Source organism: Streptomyces sp. NPDC001204 (assembly GCF_053598035.1).
The window spans coordinates 291,611-307,842 of record NZ_JBSFJL010000001.1; the positions used below are offsets into that span (position 1 = coordinate 291,611).

16 protein-coding genes are annotated in these 16,232 nt (G+C 72.1%); 9 read left to right on the forward strand and 7 right to left on the reverse strand.

Features of this window, described 5'->3' with window-relative positions; genetic code table 11:
• Window positions 1–2 precede the first annotated feature (2 nt).
• Window positions 3–272, forward strand: a complete 270-nt coding sequence (locus ACWC91_RS01320) for a hypothetical protein (RefSeq protein ID WP_225075458.1) — start codon at window positions 3–5, stop codon at window positions 270–272.
• Window positions 273–319: 47 nt separating this feature from the next.
• Here ACWC91_RS01320 and ACWC91_RS01325 read toward each other — a convergent pair whose 3' ends face one another.
• On the reverse strand, window positions 320–1,066 hold the full coding sequence (locus ACWC91_RS01325; RefSeq protein ID WP_225075457.1) for a ferritin-like domain-containing protein: 747 nt from the start codon (window positions 1,064–1,066) through the stop codon (window positions 320–322).
• A 490-nt stretch (window positions 1,067–1,556) separates the two neighbouring features.
• Between ACWC91_RS01325 and ACWC91_RS01330 the strand changes: the two genes are divergently transcribed.
• Both ACWC91_RS01330 and ACWC91_RS01335 read left to right on the forward strand, forming a co-directional pair.
• A complete protein-coding gene (locus ACWC91_RS01330; protein ID WP_450725749.1) occupies window positions 1,557–4,193 on the forward strand; it encodes a DEAD/DEAH box helicase in 2,637 nt (878 codons plus the stop codon).
• 166 nt (window positions 4,194–4,359) lie between these two features.
• Window positions 4,360–5,262, forward strand: a complete 903-nt coding sequence (locus ACWC91_RS01335; protein WP_225075455.1) for an alpha/beta fold hydrolase — start codon at window positions 4,360–4,362, stop codon at window positions 5,260–5,262.
• On the opposite strand, the gene ACWC91_RS01340 is transcribed toward ACWC91_RS01335, so the two are convergent.
• Entirely contained in the window at window positions 5,259–6,155 is an 897-nt protein-coding gene (locus ACWC91_RS01340; RefSeq protein WP_225075454.1) for an NYN domain-containing protein, read from the reverse strand. The two genes, ACWC91_RS01335 and ACWC91_RS01340, sit on opposite strands and share 4 nt — an antisense overlap.
• A 195-nt stretch (window positions 6,156–6,350) precedes the next feature.
• Here ACWC91_RS01340 and ACWC91_RS01345 point away from each other — a divergent pair, with 195 nt between their 5' ends.
• Window positions 6,351–6,503 carry a hypothetical protein gene (locus ACWC91_RS01345; protein ID WP_141358650.1) on the forward strand — a complete coding sequence of 51 codons (153 nt, stop codon included), beginning with the start codon at window positions 6,351–6,353 and terminating at the stop codon, window positions 6,501–6,503.
• Between the two features lie 102 nt (window positions 6,504–6,605).
• Here ACWC91_RS01345 and ACWC91_RS01350 read toward each other — a convergent pair whose 3' ends face one another.
• The 3 genes from ACWC91_RS01350 to ACWC91_RS01360 all read right to left on the reverse strand — a co-directional run bounded on the left by ACWC91_RS01350 (window position 6,606) and on the right by ACWC91_RS01360 (window position 8,976).
• Window positions 6,606–7,211 (reverse strand): MarC family protein, encoded by a 606-nt coding sequence (locus tag ACWC91_RS01350; RefSeq protein WP_225075453.1) that lies wholly within the window; start codon window positions 7,209–7,211, stop codon window positions 6,606–6,608.
• A gap of 54 nt (window positions 7,212–7,265) precedes the next feature.
• Complete coding sequence (locus ACWC91_RS01355) at window positions 7,266–8,123, reverse strand: PHP domain-containing protein (RefSeq protein WP_450643931.1); 858 nt, start codon at window positions 8,121–8,123, stop codon at window positions 7,266–7,268.
• Between the two features lie 211 nt (window positions 8,124–8,334).
• Complete coding sequence (locus tag ACWC91_RS01360) at window positions 8,335–8,976, reverse strand: DUF6758 family protein (protein ID WP_225075451.1); 642 nt, start codon at window positions 8,974–8,976, stop codon at window positions 8,335–8,337.
• A 149-nt stretch (window positions 8,977–9,125) separates the two neighbouring features.
• Between ACWC91_RS01360 and ACWC91_RS01365 the strand changes: the two genes are divergently transcribed.
• Window positions 9,126–10,382, forward strand: coding sequence for an MFS transporter (locus tag ACWC91_RS01365; protein WP_225075450.1), 1,257 nt, complete (start codon window positions 9,126–9,128; stop codon window positions 10,380–10,382).
• Between the two features lie 30 nt (window positions 10,383–10,412).
• Here the strand turns inward: ACWC91_RS01365 and ACWC91_RS01370 are convergent, their stop codons facing one another.
• Window positions 10,413–10,997 (reverse strand): suppressor of fused domain protein, encoded by a 585-nt coding sequence (locus ACWC91_RS01370; protein WP_225075449.1) that lies wholly within the window; start codon window positions 10,995–10,997, stop codon window positions 10,413–10,415.
• Window positions 10,998–11,489: 492 nt separating this feature from the next.
• On the opposite strand from ACWC91_RS01370, the gene ACWC91_RS01375 reads away from it, so the two are divergent.
• Entirely contained in the window at window positions 11,490–12,605 is a 1,116-nt protein-coding gene (locus tag ACWC91_RS01375; RefSeq protein ID WP_141358662.1) for a magnesium and cobalt transport protein CorA, read from the forward strand.
• A 22-nt stretch (window positions 12,606–12,627) separates the two neighbouring features.
• A complete protein-coding gene (locus tag ACWC91_RS01380; protein WP_225075448.1) occupies window positions 12,628–13,140 on the forward strand; it encodes a hypothetical protein in 513 nt (170 codons plus the stop codon).
• A 234-nt stretch (window positions 13,141–13,374) separates the two neighbouring features.
• Here the strand turns inward: ACWC91_RS01380 and ACWC91_RS01385 are convergent, their stop codons facing one another.
• Window positions 13,375–14,121: a hypothetical protein gene (locus tag ACWC91_RS01385; protein ID WP_225075447.1), complete on the reverse strand. Its 747-nt coding sequence runs from the start codon at window positions 14,119–14,121 to the stop codon at window positions 13,375–13,377.
• A 219-nt stretch (window positions 14,122–14,340) separates the two neighbouring features.
• Between ACWC91_RS01385 and ACWC91_RS01390 the strand changes: the two genes are divergently transcribed.
• Both ACWC91_RS01390 and ACWC91_RS01395 read left to right on the forward strand, forming a co-directional pair.
• Complete coding sequence (locus ACWC91_RS01390) at window positions 14,341–15,624, forward strand: magnesium transporter MgtE N-terminal domain-containing protein (RefSeq protein ID WP_225075446.1); 1,284 nt, start codon at window positions 14,341–14,343, stop codon at window positions 15,622–15,624.
• Window positions 15,614–16,210 (forward strand): DUF1003 domain-containing protein, encoded by a 597-nt coding sequence (locus ACWC91_RS01395; protein ID WP_141358668.1) that lies wholly within the window; start codon window positions 15,614–15,616, stop codon window positions 16,208–16,210. Before ACWC91_RS01390 ends, ACWC91_RS01395 begins: the two co-directional genes overlap by 11 nt.
• Window positions 16,211–16,232 lie beyond the last annotated feature (22 nt).

Here is a 16,232-nt window from a genome sequence, read left to right on the forward strand (position 1 = left end):
ACATGTTCTTGGAAACGCTCGGCTCGGCGCTGATCGGCCTGCTGTTCGGCTGGACCGCGCTCCACCGTCTGTCCCACCGTCTGCCGTCCCGTCTCCTGGTGCAGTCGACCGGTGTCGCGGGGGGCCTCTTCGGTGCTTTCGTCACGCACAGCGCGCTGGGCTCCGGCAGCCTGCTGCCGACGCTGCTCGGCGCGGTGGTCGTCTCGGCCGCCTCGCTGTCCCTGCTGGTTCGCCCCGCGGGAAGACTGCGCCGGCGGTCGGCGCCGGCCTGATCCGGCGCCGACGGCGGCGCACTCCCTGACCACGCCTCCCGGCAGTGCTACGCGGCCAGCCCCAGCGCTGCCATCCGCTTGGTGTGCGCCTCGGTGATCCGCGAGAACATCCTGCCGACCTCGGCGAGGTCGAAGCCGTCCGCGACGCCGCCGACGAGCATCGTGGACAGCGCGTCCCGGTCGGCCACGACCCGCTGGGACTGCGACAGGGCCTCGCCCATCAGCCGCCGCCCCCACAGCGCGAGCCGGCCGCCCACGCGCGGGTCCGCGTCGATGGCCGCGCGCACCTTCTCCACCGCGAAGCCCGCGTGCCCGGTGTCGTCCAGGACGGCCAGGACCAGCTCGCGCGTGTCGGAGTCCAGACGGACGGCGACCTCCCGGTAGAAGTCGCTGGCGATCGAGTCGCCGACGTAGGCCTTGACGAGCCCTTCCAGCCAGTCCGAGGGCGCCGTCTGCCGGTGGAAGCCGTCGAGCGCGGCCACGAACGGCTCCATCGCGAGTGTCGGCTCCTCGCCGATCTCCGTGAGCCGGTCGCGCAGCCGCTCGAAGTGGTGGAACTCGGCCGACGCCATCTTCGCCAGCTCGGCCTTGTCCGCGAGGGTGGGCGCCAGCTTGGCGTCCTCCGCGAGCCGCTCGAACGCCGCGAGCTCTCCGTACGCGAGGGCGCCGAGCAGGTCCACGACCGCGGCGCGGTACTGCGGGTCGGCGGCGGACGTCGCCCAGTCCTGGGCGGCGATGCCGGTGGGTTCGGCGGGCGTGTCGGAGGCGTTGCCAGACTTGTCAGAGCTCGTCATGAAGCGCACAATAGCCCGCTCTCCGCGCCTGCGAAGGACCTGATCAACCAGTGTGACGACGACTACGTGACCGAATCGGCCATCACGTGTGCGTGTTTCCGGGGTATGGTGGTAATGCGCCTGCTGAGTACGCCGACGTGTTTCGGCGTACGTCGACAGGCCGCACGCATGAGGATGCCCGGTCGGTGGCCCGATCGGCTCCGACCCGACAGCCCTCCCTGACCGTACGACACTGTGTGTACGACGATCGGAGGGACCTCCAAGCGGTTCGAGCGCTAGAGCGTCGGCTGTGGTCCCGTGCCACACGGCCCGCCCGCGTGGGCGGCCGACGTCCCCGGCCCGGTCAGACACGACCCCCGCGCTCGCCTCGCACCGCGCACACAGAAGAGGCAGCACCCTGACTACGACGTTCCGAGCACTCGGGATCCTCCCCGAGACCGCCGAGGCCCTGGAAGCCGTCGGCATCACCACTCCCTTCCCCATCCAGGAGATGACGCTGCCCGTGGCCCTCACGGGCACGGACGTCATCGGCCAGGCCAAGACCGGCACCGGCAAGACGCTCGGCTTCGGCCTTCCGCTCCTCGAGCGCGTCACCGTCCCCGCCGACGTCGAGGCGGGCCGCGCCCAGCCCGAGGCCCTCACCGACGCCCCGCAGGCGCTCGTCGTCGTCCCCACGCGCGAGCTGTGCGTCCAGGTCACCAACGACCTGCTGACCGCGGGCAAGGTGCGCAATGTGCGGGTCACCGCGATCTACGGCGGGCGGGCGTACGAGCCCCAGGTGGAGGCCCTGAAGAAGGGCGTCGACGTGGTCGTCGGCACCCCGGGCCGTCTGCTGGACCTCGCCGGCCAGAAGAAGCTGAACCTGAAGCACGTCAAGAGCCTGGTGCTCGACGAGGCCGACGAGATGCTCGACCTGGGCTTCCTGCCCGACGTCGAGAAGATCATCGGCATGCTGCCGGTCGAGCGGCAGACCATGCTGTTCTCGGCCACCATGCCCGGCGCCGTCATCGGTCTGGCCCGCCGCTACATGTCGCAGCCGACGCACATCCGTGCCACCGCACCGGACGACGAGGGCGCGACGGTCGCGAACATCAAGCAGTTCGTCTACCGCGCGCACTCGCTCGACAAGCCGGAGATGGTCGCCCGCATCCTGCAGGCCGAGGGCCGCGGACTGGTGATGATCTTCTGCCGGACGAAGCGCACGGCGGCCGACATCGCCGAGCAGCTCCAGCGCCGCGGCTTCGCCTCCGGCTCGGTCCACGGCGACCTCGGCCAGGGCGCCCGCGAGCAGGCGCTGCGTGCCTTCCGCAACGGCAAGGTCGACGTGCTCGTGTGCACCGACGTCGCCGCGCGCGGCATCGACGTCGAGGGCGTCACGCACGTCATCAACTACCAGTCGCCCGAGGACGAGAAAACGTACCTGCACCGCATCGGCCGTACCGGCCGCGCGGGCGCGAAGGGTACGGCGATCACACTCGTCGACTGGGACGACATCCCGCGCTGGCAGCTGATCAACAAGTCACTGGACCTGGACTTCAACGACCCGGTCGAGACGTACTCCAGCTCGCCGCACCTCTTCACCGACCTGGGCATCCCCGAGGGCACCAAGGGCGTCCTGCCGCGCTCGGAGCGCACCCGCGCCGGACTGGAGGCGGAGGAGCTGGAGGACCTCGGCGAGACCGGCGGCCGCGGTGCACGCGGTCGCGGTGGCCGGGGCGGCCGGAGCGAGGCACGCCCGGCGGAGCGTGAGCGTTCGGCTGACCGCGAGCGCCCGGCGCGTACGCCGCGCCGCCGTCGCCGCACCCGTGGCGGCGCTCCGGTGGACCCGGCAGCGGTCACGCCGGCCGACGGCACGTCGGCCGACGCCGTGCCGGTCGAGTCCACGGTCGCGGAAGAGGCATCTGCCACGCGCACTCCGCGCCGCCGGCGTCGTCTGCGCGGCGGTTCGACGGCGCAGCCGGTCGCGGCAGGCCGGCCGACGACACCGTCCGAGCCCGCCGAGCCCGCCGAGTCCGCGGTGACCGCGGTGACCGCGGCCGAGGGCCCCGCCCTCGACGCCACCGAGGCGCCCGAGAAGCCGCGCCGCCGCCGCACCCGCAAGGCGGCGGAGCAGACGGTCACGACGGCCCCGGCCGAGACCGTGACCGAGGTCGCCCCGGAACCGGAGGCTCCGGCCGCGACCGGCGCCGAGACGGCCCTGGACACGGTCGAGTCCACCACGGACCAGCCGGAGGCCAAGCCGCGCCGCCGCACCCGCAAGGCGGCCACCGCGCCCGAGACCGTGACGGACACCGCCGAGGGCACCACCGCCGAAGCGGAGGCCAAGCCCCGTCGCCGGACCCGCAAGGCGGCCACCACGCCCGAGACCGTGACGGACACCGCCGAGGGCACCACCGCCGAAGCGGAGACCAAGCCCCGTCGCCGCACCCGCAAGGCCGCGGCCACCACGCCGGAAGCCGCCGTGGACACCGCCGAGGGCGCCACCGCCGAAGCGGAGACCAAGCCCCGTCGCCGCACCCGCAAGGCCACGGCCACCACGGACGCGCCGGAAGCCGCTGCCGAGGCCAAGCCGCGCCGCACCCGCAAGGCCGCCGAAACGGTCGCCGCGGAGATCCCGGCGCAGGCGGCCGACGGGCCGGACAGCGCCGCCGAGGCGGCGGTCGACGTCGCCGAGGGTGTGGAGGCCAAGCCGCGCCGCCGCACCCGCAAGGCGGCCACCGCGCCCGAGACCGTGACGGACACCGCCGAGGGCACCACCGGCGAGGCGGAGACCAAGCCGCGTCGCCGGACCCGCAAGACCGCCGAGACGGCCGACGCACCCGTCACCGACGAGGCCACGGCAGTCAAGCCCCGCCGCACCCGCAAGGCCGCGGCCACGGCTACGGCCACCGCGGACGCGCCGGAAGCCGCCGTGGACACCGCCGAGGCCAAGCCGCGTCGCCGGACCCGCAAGGCCGCCGAGGCCCCCGCGGAGGCCGTCGACACGGCTGTGAGCACGGCCGCCGAGCCGAAGCCGCGCCGTACGCGCAAGACGGCGGCCGCCGCCAAGGCAGCGGTGGACGCCGCCGAGATCCCGGCGCAGACCACCGGGAAGACGGCCACCGCGGTGGAGTCCACGGAGGCCTGATCCAGCGCTCCAGGCGCCCGTACGACCCGGCGGCCCGGCCCACTCCGTGTGGGACCGGGCCGCCGGCGTACGCGCGGGACCCGGCCGGTCCATCCCGGCCGCCGACCGGTTCACCCGAACCGCCGTCCCCCGCCCCCGAGGACGCCGTGCCCGGTAGCCTCGGCGCATGAGCAGGCCTCCTACGTTCGTCCCGCCGCCCGGGGCGCGCGCCTACCGGCTGCGCACCGCGCGCGGCGAGTTCGCCGTGGTCGACGCGCCCGTCGCGGCCGGTGCCGAGCCGCGGGGCACCGTGCTGCTGCTGCCCGGGTTCACCGGGAGCAAGGAGGACTTCAACCCGCTGCACGGGCCGCTCGCGGCGCGCGGGTACCGCACGGTGGCCGTGGACGGCCGCGGACAGTTCGAGTCGGACGGACCGGTGGACGACGACTCCGCGTACGCCCAGAGGGAACTCGCCCGGGACGTCCTCGCGCAGGCGGAGGCGCTCGGCACGCCGCTGCATCTGCTCGGGCACTCGCTGGGCGGGCAGATCGCACGCGCGGCCGTGCTCCTCGACCACTCCCCCTTCGTCTCGCTCACCCTGATGGCCTCCGGCCCGGCGCAGATCTCCGCCTCCCAGCAGCAGCGCGTGAAACTGCTGCGGGACGCGCTCGGCGTGATGTCGATGGCCGAGGTGTGGGAGGTCATCCAGGCGATGGAACCGCCCGAGGAGACCGACACCGGCGCCGGGCTCGACGCGGGCCTAGACGACCGCGCGGACCTGCGCCGCCGCTGGCTGGGCCACAAGCCCGCCCAACTCCTGGCGACCGGGCTCCAGTTGTGCACCGAGCCGGATCGCGTCGCCGAACTCGCGGCCCTGCCAATGCCGTTCCACGTGCTTTCGGGCGCACGGGACGACACCTGGCCGGTGCCGCTCCTGGACGACATGGCCCGGCGGCTGGGGGCCCGGCGCACGGTCGTCGAGGGGGCCGAGCACTCCCCCAACTGCGACCAGCCGCTCGCCACCGCCCGCGCCCTCGCCGGCTTCTGGGACACCGCCACCGAACCGCCGGAGGACCGGGCAGGCGGCTAGAACTGCGTCTGAAGGTGCTCCCAGAAGCCGTCCCGCAGCGCGCGCCGCAGGTCCGCCTGGCCGCGCAGGGAGTACTGGAGGATGCCCTCGGCCTCGACCAGCAGGTCCTGGTCCACCGACCCCGGCAGATACGGGTGCCCGGGGAGCAGTTCCGCCAGAGTTTCGCGGCCGCGCGCCACGAGCCACTTGGCGGCGATCTGCGCGCCCACGAAGCGGACGTTCTCGCGGGTCGGACGGGCCGTCTGGGCGGGGTCGTACGCCGGGACGGTGCGCCGGGAGACGTACGGCTTGAAGAACTCGAGGTCGAGGGTGCGCTGGCTGTCGACCTCCCAGAGCAGCGGCTCGGCCTGGTTGCGGGCGTCGGGGGCCTCGATGCCCCACAGGTGCACCCGGGCGCCGTAGCCCTGGGCGGCCTCCACCGCCGAGACCAGGTCCTCGTCGCCGCCGAGCAGCGCGGCGTCGCTGATGGCGCGGTGCCGGGCCAGTGACTCCAGGTCCGTACGGATGAGGGAGTCCACGCCCTTCTGCTGGTTGTTGGCGTTGAGGTTGCCCAGGCGGACCTTGACGTCCGGCAGTTCGGCGATCGACTGCTGCTCGGCGGTGTGGATGCGGCGCCGGGCGCCGTCGTACCAGTAGACGCGCAGCAGCCGGCTGTCGGCGAAGACGGTGCGGGCCCGGTCGATGAGCGCGTCGATCAGCCCCTCGGCGTCCAGGTCGAAGGCGCGGCGGTCCTCCGTCCCGGCCACCAGCCGCCCCGCCGCCGCGTAGAGATACCCGGCGTCGACGAAGATCGCATGGGTCGAGGGCGTCTTCGCCACCTCGGCGAGCATGCGTTCCAGCAACTCGTTCGTGCGGTCGATGCGGGCGGACAGCGCCGCGAGGTCATCGTTCATCGCCTTCCATTGTCCCGGCGGTCACGCTGCGAACACAACCGGTCCCGGTCGGTCAATTGAAGCTGCCTTACCGGTCACTGATTAGACATTCGAAAAATTTCCTTAGCGTAGGGAATGTTTGCATCGTGCAGGTCGTTGAACCCGGGTGAAGCCAGTAGTTCTCCTCAGGAGGATGACCAGACGAAGGGAGAGGCAATGCGCTTCGAAATCATGCGACTCGACGAGGTCGACGGCACGCCCGTGGACTGCACCGTCGTGGACGCCGCCTCCGTCAACCGGATCGTTCAGCAGGCCGCCGCTGTCGGACAGCGGCTGTGGATCCGCCCGGCCGGGACCACGGCCTCGTAACAGAGGCCGAGACCCCGGCCTCAGCACAGACGCGGAACACCGCAGAAGCTGCTTCGAAGCCCCCGTACGGCTGCCGTACGGGGGCTTCGCGCGTGTGCGCGCTCAGGCGCCCCGGATCACCTGCGTGACCCCGTTGATGATCTGCTGCACGGCGATCGCGGAGAGCATCATGCCCGCCAGCCGTGTCACCAGGACCACACCGCCGTCCTTGATGACCCGGATGATCAGCAGCGAGTAGCGCATGACCAGCCACAGCACCACGTGGATCGCGAGGATCGCCGACCACACCGATATCTGGCCGGACACACTGCCGGCCTTCTGCACGGCGAGGATGACGGACACGATCGCGCCGGGACCGGCGAGGAGCGGCATGCCGAGCGGGACCAGCGCGACGTTGACGTCCTTGGTCTGCTTGGGTTCGTCCGTCTTGCCGGTGAGCAGGTCGAGCGCGATCAGCAGCAGGAGCAGTCCGCCGGCGATCATCAGCGCCGGGACGGACACGTGCAGGTAGCCGAGGATCTGGTTGCCGAGCACGCCGAAGACGGCGATGACCCCGCCGGCCACGCAGACGGCCTGGAAGGCCATCCGCTTCTGCGTCTTGGCGGGCCGTCCGGCGGTCAGCGCGAGGAAGATCGGGGTGATCCCGGGGGGATCCATGATGACGAAAAGGGTGAGGAACAGAGAGCCGAAAACGGCAGCGTCGAACATCGGTGAGAGGCCTTGAGGAAGAGAGAAGTGACGTGAGGGCGAGGGAGACGGGCCTCAGACCCCGCCGGCCCCCGGGACCGGGAACGCCCCGGTGGCCCGCCGCGTGATCTCCCCGTACACGTCGGGATGCGTCGTGAACTCACCGAGCGAGACGGTCTTGCGGCTGCCGTGGTAGTCGCTGGAGCCGGTCGCGAGCAGTCCCAGTTCGCCGGCCAGCCCGCGCAGCCGCTCGCGGGTGTCGGGGTCGTGGTCCATATGGTCGACCTCGATGCCGTCCAGCCCGGCCGCGGCCATCTCGGCGATGCGGGACTCCGGCACCGTACGGCCCCGCTTGGCGGCCGCCGGGTGGGCGAAGACACACACTCCGCCCGCGCCCCTGACCAGTCGGATCGCCTCGAAGGGGTCCGTCTCGTGCTTCTCGACCCAGGCGCGGCCGCCGTCTGCCAGCCAGTCCTGCGTGAAGGCGTCGCTCACGGTGGGTACGACGCCGAGCTCGACCAGCGCCGAGGCGACGTGCGGCCGTCCGACCGAGCCGTCGTTCGCGATCCGCGCGACCTGCTCCCAGGTGACCGGCACGCCCAGCGCGTTCAGCTTGGCGATCATGGCCTTGGCCCGCGGCACCCGGTCATCGCGTACCAGCTCGCGCTCGGCGAGCAGCGCGGGCTCCGCGGGGTCGAAGAGGTAGGCCAGCAGATGCATGCTGATGCCGTCGACACGGCAGGAGAGCTCGGCACCGGTGACGAGGGTGAGCCCCTCGGGGAGCGCGGCGATCGCCTCGGCGTACCCGCGGGTGGTGTCGTGGTCGGTCAGCGCGACGACGTCCAGACCCGCCGCGGCGGCGTTGCGCACCAGCTCGGCAGGGGTGTCCGTGCCGTCGGACGCGCTGGAGTGGGTGTGCAGATCGATGCGCACGACACGGACTCCAGGCTCTGACGGGACGGAAGGGGACGCTCCAGGATAACGGGCGCCCGAGGGTGCCGTGTCACACCCGCGAGGGCCGTGCGCCCCCTACGGCTCGCACACCCCCCTACGGCTCGCACACCCGACGCCTCGCGCACCCCTGGCTCGCGCACCCGACGCGTCACACGCCCCTGCGGCTCTCGACAGCCCCGGCCCTCGGCGCCTACGGATGGAGCAGTCGCGGCGACAGCGCCCCGCACGGGACCAGTTCGAGTTCGGCGCCCGCGTCCCGCAGGTCGGCCAGCACCAGCTCGTCGTACATCAGCAGCCCGGACTGCTCGGGCCACACCACCGCCCACAGCCACAACCCGAGCGCCTCGCCCGCGAAGACGGCACGGTCGTCCGGCGCGCCGGACACGTGCCACAGCGGGGTGGGGCGGCCGCCGGCCAGGACCTTGGCGTCGGGCGGCTTCTCCACGTCCAGGTAGGTTCCGGGGTCCGGGCCGTCGATGCCGGCGTAGCGCGCGCCGAGGCCGACGCCGAGTTCCTCGGCGACCAGGATGAGTTCGCCCATGCCACCGAGCGGCCCGGGTCCGGAACAGGCCACGGCCGTGGCACGGCCGCCGCTGCGGTCGTCCCCGGCGTAGACCACGCCGGTGAACAGCCAGCCGACCGGCAGGGGCCACGGCATCCACACGGGCACCTGGGTGCGCCGCACCACGACACCGAGGGCCTCGACGCTGGGCGGGATCACGGGCTGCAGGGGATACACGGTCCCGTGCACGTCGCACTGCCAGGAATCGCTGAAGAGTCCGGGAGCCCTGACCCGGCCACCGCACTTCGGGCAACTGGGTTCGCCCCTCATAGGGCCCCACGGTCCTACCCCGGCAGCGCCACGTCAAGGACGATCACCCGTCCGGCCCGGACGCCCGGCCACGACCAACTAGATGCATGTTGCATCAATTAGAGTGACTAACTTATTGTGTGTAAACAGCAACGATCGGAAGGAGCAGCATGCACAGCAGCACAGGAGGTCCCGCGGAGGGCGACGACCCGTTCGACGCGGGCGCGGGAAGCATCCTGCGGCAGCCCAGGGCGGTCTGGGCGACGGCCGGCGCGTCCGTCGTCGCCTTCATGGGCATCGGGCTCGTCGACCCGATCCTGCCCTCCATCGCCAAGGGACTGAACGCCACCGCGAGCCAGGTCTCCCTGCTCTTCACCTCGTACTTCCTGATCACCGCCATCGCGATGCTGGTGACCGGCTTCGTCTCCAGCCGCATCGGCGGCCGCAAGACCCTGCTGCTCGGCCTCGCCTTCGTGGTGGTCTTCGCCGGACTCGCCGGCACCTCAGGCTCCGTCGCCCAGCTCGTCGGCTTCCGGGCCGGCTGGGGCCTCGGCAACGCGCTCTTCGTCTCCACCGCCCTCGCGGTCATCGTCGGCGCGGCGGCCGGCGGCAGCGCGGCGGCGATCCTGCTCTACGAGTCGGCGCTCGGCCTCGGCATGGCCTGCGGCCCGCTGCTCGGCGCGCTGCTCGGCAACGCCAGCTGGCGCTATCCGTTCTTCGGCACCGCGTTCCTGATGGCCATCGGCTTCCTGTGCATCACGGTGTTCCTGAAGGAGCAGCCGAAGCCGGCCCGCAAGACCTCCCTGCTGGACCCGGTCAAGGCGCTCGGCCACGGCGGCCTGGCCTCGGCGGCGGTCTCGGCGTTCTTCTACAACTACACGTTCTTCACCGTGCTGGCCTTCACGCCGTTCGTGCTGAACATGACCCCGTACAAGTCGGGTGCGGTGTTCTTCGCCTGGGGTGTGCTGCTCGCACTGTTCTCGGTCGTGGTGGCGCCGCGCATGCAGGCGCGGTTCGGTTCGCTGAAGGTGCTCGGCGGCTCGCTGGTGCTGCTGGCCGCCGACGTGGTCGTGCTCGGCTACGGCGACCACACCACCGCCGTCGTCTGCACCATCCTGTCCGGCGCCTTCATCGGCGTGAACAACACCGTCTACACCGAGCTGGCCCTCGGAGTGTCGGACGCCCCCCGTCCGGTGGCGAGCGCGGGCTACAACTTCGTGCGCTGGTTCGCGGCCGCAGCCGCGCCCTTCCTCGCGCCGAAGATCGCGGAGTGGACCGACATCCACGTGCCGTTCGTCGTCGCGGGAGCGACCGCGGTGGCGGGCGCGGTGGTGGTCGCCGTCCGGCGCGGGGCCCTCACCCACGAGGCGGAGGAGCTCCAGCCGCGGCACGCCAGCGAGGACAGCGTCACGGTCTTCGCCAACTGACGGCGAACGGCGGCCTGTTGGTGAGTTTGCTCACTCCAGCGGGACGGAACCGCGGGCGGGGTCCCGCAGATCCGTCCCGTGGCTCAGCCAGCGCTCGCGCAGGGCCTGCGCGCCGTGCACCCGCTTCCAGGCGGCCTCGTTCGGGGTCATCGGCAGCAGCGGCAGGAACCGTACGGGGTCCAGCGGCTCGTCGAGTTCCAGGTCCTCCACCAGGCCGCCCGGCTCGGCCACCAGGACCGAGGTGAACAGCGCGCCGGGCCACAGCGGCTCGCCCACGTCGAGCGAGGCACCCGGCGCCACGACCACTCCCTCGACCTGCGGAGACGCTCCCAGTACGGCGAGCGGGCGGAGCACCTTGTCGGTGTCGGCGAGTCCGGCGCGCACGGAGAGGACCAGCTCGGCGCGCGGCCCCTTGACCGGGTCGGCGAGCAGCGCGGTGGGGTCGGTCATGGGCCGCGCGGACATGCCGAGCGTGGCGTACCGGACGACGTCCCCCTCGTGGAAGCGCAGCACCTCGAGCCGGTCCGTGCCGAGGAAGGTGACCGCGGCGCGGGCGTCCGGTTCACCCAGCGCGGAACACAACCGGGCCTCCACCAGAGGAAGAACATCAGCCATGCGGCGAGCATAGAACTCGTCAGCGGCAGGCAAAGCGGCACCTTGACACACCGGGCTGCTGATACTCTTGGCCGGTCGTCCGGGGCAGCGCGCGCAACGGGATGCCCCCCAGGTGCTCAGCCCTGGGAGGTCTCGATCCGGCCCTGACGCCGATGGGACTCCCTTACGAGGGACCGGCCGGAGGAGGTGGGGCTGTCATGGATCGAAGTCGACCGTGCAGTAGCACCCGCTCTTCCCGCCGCTGATGTCGTCGCTCTGACTCCGGTCGGCCGCCACCTCTCGCGTTCGTGCCTTCGCGCACGTCATACGGAAGAGCACTTCGTTTCGTTTGATCTGTCTGATCTGAACCAGTGACGAAGCTCGCCACCGCGACGGTGCGGTGCTCCCCGCTTTGTGGACGTGCCAAACATCCCTGAGGCCACCACGTCCTCATTCCGGGCAGTTCCAACCGCCGTCGGCGGCCCTCGTCGCTCGCCGCGAAGGAGCCCCGCCATGTCGATGATCCGCGACCTGCGTTCCGTGGTCCGCCCCTCCCGCACGGCCGCGCGCCAGGACGACGGCGCGTACGACACCACGCGCGACCCGGCCACGCCCTCGGCCATCGTGGACTGCGCCGTCTACCGCGACGGCTCCCGTGTCCCGACCGACCGCCCGCTCACGCCGCAGGAGGCCATGCGCCAGGTGCGGCGCGACGGGGGCTTCGTGTGGATCGGTCTGCACGAGCCGAACGAGGCCGAGTTCGCCGGTATCGCCGGGGAGTTCGGGCTGCACCCGCTGGCCGTGGAGGACGCGGTCACGGCCCATCAGCGGCCCAAGCTGGAGCGCTACGACGACACGCTCTTCACGGTCTTCAAGACCATCCACTACGTGGACCACGACGAGCTGACCGCCAACAGCGAGATCGTGGAGACCGGCGAGGTGATGTGCTTCACCGGCCGGGACTTCTTCATCACCGTCCGGCACGGCGGGCAGGGCTCGCTGCGCGCGCTGCGGCACCGGCTGCAGGACGACCCCGAGCTGCTGGCCAAGGGCCCCTCCGCGGTGCTGCACGCCATCGCCGACCACGTCGTCGACGGGTACATGGCGGTCGCGGACGCGTTGCAGGAGGACGTCGACGAGGTCGAGACGGAGGTGTTCTCGCCGGGCCGGGGCGGCACCCCGCGCGGCACCGACGCCGGCCGGATCTACCAACTCAAGCGCGAGGTACTGGCGTTCAAGCGGGCGGTGTCGCCGCTGCTGCGGCCCATGCAGCTGCTGAGCGAGCGTCCGATGCGGCTGATCGACCCGGACATCCAGAAGTACTTCCGGGACGTGGCCGACCACGTGGCCCGGGTGCAGGAGCAGGTCATCGGCTTCGACGAGCTGCTCAACTCCATCCTCCAGGCCAACCTGGCGCAGGCGTCCGTCGCCCAGAACGAGGACATGCGGAAGATCACGGCCTGGGCCGCGATCATCGCCGTACCGACGATGGTCTGCGGGGTGTACGGCATGAACTTCAAGTACATGCCCGAGCTGCACCTGAAGTACGGCTACCCGCTGATCGTTGCGGTCACGGCCGCGATCTGCCTGGGCATCCACCGCACGCTCAAACGCAACGGCTGGCTGTGAGCGGGCTCGTTACTCTTCTGCCATGAACACCGAGCTGCTCGACCAGGCCCTCGTCGAGGAGGCCACGAAGAAGTCCGGCCTCATCTGGGTCAAGGGCCCCGGCGTCCCGGCCCGTGCCCTGTGGCACGTCTGGCACGAGGGCGCCGCGTGCGTGGTGGGCGACGGGCCCGGCGAGCAGCCGCTGCCCGGACTTGCCGACGGGGCCGCCGCCGAGGTGACGGTGCGCAGCAAGGACAAGGGCGGCCGCCTGGTCACCTGGGCGGCGCGGGTGGTGGAGGTCGCGCCGGACTCCCCGCGGTGGCCGGAGGTCGTGGCCGAGCTGAAGGGAAAGCGGCTCAACGCGCCCGACGGCGAGGCCATGACGGCGCGCTGGGCCCGCGAGTGCCGGGTGCTGCGCCTGGAGCCCACGGGGACGACCGCGCCGCTCCCGGAGGGCTCGCTGGCCGAGGCACCGCTGCCGACCCCGGCGACGACCCGCCGGCCGGCTCCGGACGGGCTGCCGCGGCTGCTGGTGAAGAGACGGCGCCGGAAGTAGCCCCCTCCCAGGTCCCGTCGTCACATTCCCGTCGTCCGCCCGACGGGCGGGCCGCGCGGGGTCTGGTGCGTGCGATCGCAAGGCGCCGCAGCGTCCTCGTGGCGGAGCCACGTGGGCGGTTCGGCAACACGACTGGGGGTCCCCCCTGCTCGAAGAGCTTGGGGGAGTGCGTGCCAGACCCCGCGCGGCAGGCGGGAATGTGACGACAGGGCCTGGGGAGCAGGGGCACGCAGGTCAGGACGTCGGCAGCTGCTTGCCGTAGTCGACCGTCTCGTCCTTCCCGGGCTCGGACACGGCGAAGTCCTTGCCCCAGTCCGAGAAACTCAGCGTCCCCGCGTCGCCCGCGCGCACCAGGCGCAGCGGGTAGGGGGTGCCCTTCAGGGAGACGTCCAGGGTGCCGCCGGTGCCCTTGCCGCCGGTGATGCGGATCGTGCGGACGCCCGCCTGCTCGTGGTGCCCGTCGGTCGCCAGCGTGCCGTGCAGTGTCAGCAGCCCGTCGAGGAGGACGTCCTTGTCCGTGAAGCCGCTGAACCGCTTGTACGCGGGATCGCCCTGCGGCACCTTCACGTACTTGCCGTCCAGCTTGTCGGCGGCCCCGGTGGCCTTGCCGCTGCCGTCGACCTGGCCCCAGAACCCGGCGTCCGCCTTCAGATACAGCTGTTCCCCGACCCGCAGCAGCCCGAAGGTCACCCCCTCCGAGGTGACCGAACCGGAGCCGCCGTCGTCCTTCAGACGCATGTCGAGCCGGTACGTACGGCCGTTGGTGACCACGTTCCCGGACAGGTGCACCGTGTCCGCGGCGGCGGCCGCCGCCTTCGTCCTGGCCTGGATCTTGTCGGCCGGGAGTCTGCCCACCCCGTTGGTGCCCGCGTCCGGATCGTCCCCGGAACACCCCGTCAGACCCGCGCCCGCGACGACCAGAGCACACAGCGCGCTCGTCAGCGCGGTCCGGCGGGTACGGCCCTGGGGAATCACGGTCACAGGTGGAGCTGCCTTTCTGACGGGTGTCCTGAGCGGCGTACGGCAGCGTACCGGGGCCGGGGGCGCCCGGCGGACCCGGCTCGTGCGGACCCTCACCAGGGCGTATCCGGGGTGGACGGGCTAGCCTGAAGCGCACCTGAGCGGGCATTTGGGAAAGGAAACCCGGCACACACGACACGCACCACACGCACCACACAGCCGTGCAAAGGAGGCGCAGCCATGGCAGCGGGCGCCCCCCGGATCTTCGTCTCGCATCTCTCCGGAGTCGCCGTCTTCGACCCGACGGGCGACCAGGTGGGCCGCGTACGCGATCTGGTCGTCATGCTGCGCGTCGGGCGCCGGCCGCCCCGTCTGCTCGGGCTGGTCGTCGAACTCGCCACCCGGCGCCGCATCTTCCTGCCCATGACCCGGGTGACCGGCATCGAGTCGGGCCAGGTCATCACCACGGGCGTGCTCAACGTCCGGCGCTTCGAGCAGCGCCCCACCGAACGTCTCGTCTTCGGCGAACTGCTCGACCGGCGGGTGACGCTCGCGGAGACCGGCGAGGAGGTCACGGTCCTGGACATGTCGGTGCGGCAGCTGTCCGCGCGCCGGGACTGGGAGGTCGACCGCGTCTTCGTGCGCAAGGGCAGGAAGGGCGGCGCGTTCCGGCGCAACCGGGGAGAGGCCCTGACCGTGGAGTGGTCCGCGGTCACCGGCTTCTCGCTGGAGGAGCACGGGCAGGGCGCGGAGAGCCTGCTCGCCACCTTCGAGCAGCTGCGCCCCGCCGACCTGGCCAACGTGCTGCACCACCTGTCCTCCAAGCGGCGTGCCGAGGTCGCCGCCGCGCTGGACGACGACCGGCTCGCCGACGTCCTCGAAGAGCTCCCGGAGGACGACCAGATCGAGATCCTGGGCAAGCTAAAGGGCGAGCGCGCGGCCGACGTGCTGGAGGCGATGGACCCTGACGACGCCGCCGACCTGCTCGCCGAGCTGCCGAAGGAGGAGCAGGAGCGGCTGCTGGGGCTGATGGAGCCCGCCGAAGCGGCCGGCATGCGCCGGCTGATGTCGTACGAGGAGCACACCGCGGGCGGTCTGATGACGACCGAACCGATCGTGCTGCGCCCGGACGCGACCGTCGCCGACGCCCTGGCCCGCGTGCGCAACCGCGACCGCTCCCCCGCGCTGGCCGCCCAGGTCTACGTGTGCCGCCCGCCCGACGAGACCCCGACCGGGAAGTACCTGGGCACGGTGCACTTCCAGCGGCTGCTGCGCGACCCGCCCTACACCCTCGTCGGATCGATCCTCGACGACGACCTGCAGCCCCTCGCGCCCGACGCCACGCTGCCGGTCGTCGCCGGGTTCTTCGCGACCTACGACATGGTGGCGGCGCCCGTCGTCGACGAGTCCGGCTCGCTGCTCGGCGCGGTCACCGTGGACGACGTCCTGGACCACATGCTGCCGGACGACTGGCGGGAGACGGAGTACGACCTGGACGAGGGGGCGGCGACGCATGGTGGCTGAGCGAGAGGGCCTCCGCGAGCGGCCGGTGGGGGCCACCGCCGCCGGACGGCCGCGGGCCGGCCGGCTGGACCAGCCGCGCCCGCCCCGGCGCCGGCTGCTGCCGGAGTGGGACCCGGACGCCTTCGGGCGGCTGTCCGAGCGCATCGCGCGGTTCCTGGGCACCGGACGGTTCATCGTCTGGATGACGGTGGTGATCATCGTGTGGGTGCTGTGGAACGTGGCTGCGCCCCGGCATCTGCGGTTCGACGAGTACCCGTTCATCTTCCTGACCCTGGCCCTGTCCCTTCAGGCCTCCTACGCCGCCCCGCTGATCCTGCTGGCGCAGAACCGGCAGGACGACCGGGACCGGGTCAACCTCGAACAGGACCGCAAGCAGAACGAGCGGTCGATCGCCGACACCGAGTACCTGACCCGCGAGATCGCCGCGCTGCGCATGGGCCTGGGCGAGGTGGCGACCCGCGATTGGATGCGCTCGGAGCTCCAGGACCTGGTCAAGGAGCTGGAGGAGCGGACCGTCGACGGTCACCGGCGGCACGGGGTATTCCCGGCGGATCACCCGCACGCACGTGACATGGACGACCGGTGACGGGGTCCCGGGGCCCGCACGG

What these genes read in the sequence shown, in the direction of transcription:
- ACWC91_RS01320 (WP_225075458.1), top strand. Translation starts at nt 3, where the DNA reads ATGTTCTTGGAAACGCTCGGCTCGGCGCTGATCGGCCTGCTGTTCGGC.
- ACWC91_RS01325 (WP_225075457.1), bottom strand. Translation starts at nt 1,066, where the DNA reads ATGACGAGCTCTGACAAGTCTGGCAACGCCTCCGACACGCCCGCCGAA.
- ACWC91_RS01330 (WP_450725749.1), top strand. Translation starts at nt 1,557, where the DNA reads ATGACGCTGCCCGTGGCCCTCACGGGCACGGACGTCATCGGCCAGGCC.
- ACWC91_RS01335 (WP_225075455.1), top strand. Translation starts at nt 4,360, where the DNA reads ATGAGCAGGCCTCCTACGTTCGTCCCGCCGCCCGGGGCGCGCGCCTAC.
- ACWC91_RS01340 (WP_225075454.1), bottom strand. Translation starts at nt 6,155, where the DNA reads ATGAACGATGACCTCGCGGCGCTGTCCGCCCGCATCGACCGCACGAAC.
- ACWC91_RS01345 (WP_141358650.1), top strand. Translation starts at nt 6,351, where the DNA reads ATGCGCTTCGAAATCATGCGACTCGACGAGGTCGACGGCACGCCCGTG.
- ACWC91_RS01350 (WP_225075453.1), bottom strand. Translation starts at nt 7,211, where the DNA reads ATGTTCGACGCTGCCGTTTTCGGCTCTCTGTTCCTCACCCTTTTCGTC.
- ACWC91_RS01360 (WP_225075451.1), bottom strand. Translation starts at nt 8,976, where the DNA reads ATGAGGGGCGAACCCAGTTGCCCGAAGTGCGGTGGCCGGGTCAGGGCT.
- ACWC91_RS01365 (WP_225075450.1), top strand. Translation starts at nt 9,126, where the DNA reads ATGCACAGCAGCACAGGAGGTCCCGCGGAGGGCGACGACCCGTTCGAC.
- ACWC91_RS01370 (WP_225075449.1), bottom strand. Translation starts at nt 10,997, where the DNA reads ATGGCTGATGTTCTTCCTCTGGTGGAGGCCCGGTTGTGTTCCGCGCTG.
- ACWC91_RS01375 (WP_141358662.1), top strand. Translation starts at nt 11,490, where the DNA reads ATGTCGATGATCCGCGACCTGCGTTCCGTGGTCCGCCCCTCCCGCACG.
- ACWC91_RS01380 (WP_225075448.1), top strand. Translation starts at nt 12,628, where the DNA reads ATGAACACCGAGCTGCTCGACCAGGCCCTCGTCGAGGAGGCCACGAAG.
- ACWC91_RS01390 (WP_225075446.1), top strand. Translation starts at nt 14,341, where the DNA reads ATGGCAGCGGGCGCCCCCCGGATCTTCGTCTCGCATCTCTCCGGAGTC.
- ACWC91_RS01395 (WP_141358668.1), top strand. Translation starts at nt 15,614, where the DNA reads ATGGTGGCTGAGCGAGAGGGCCTCCGCGAGCGGCCGGTGGGGGCCACC.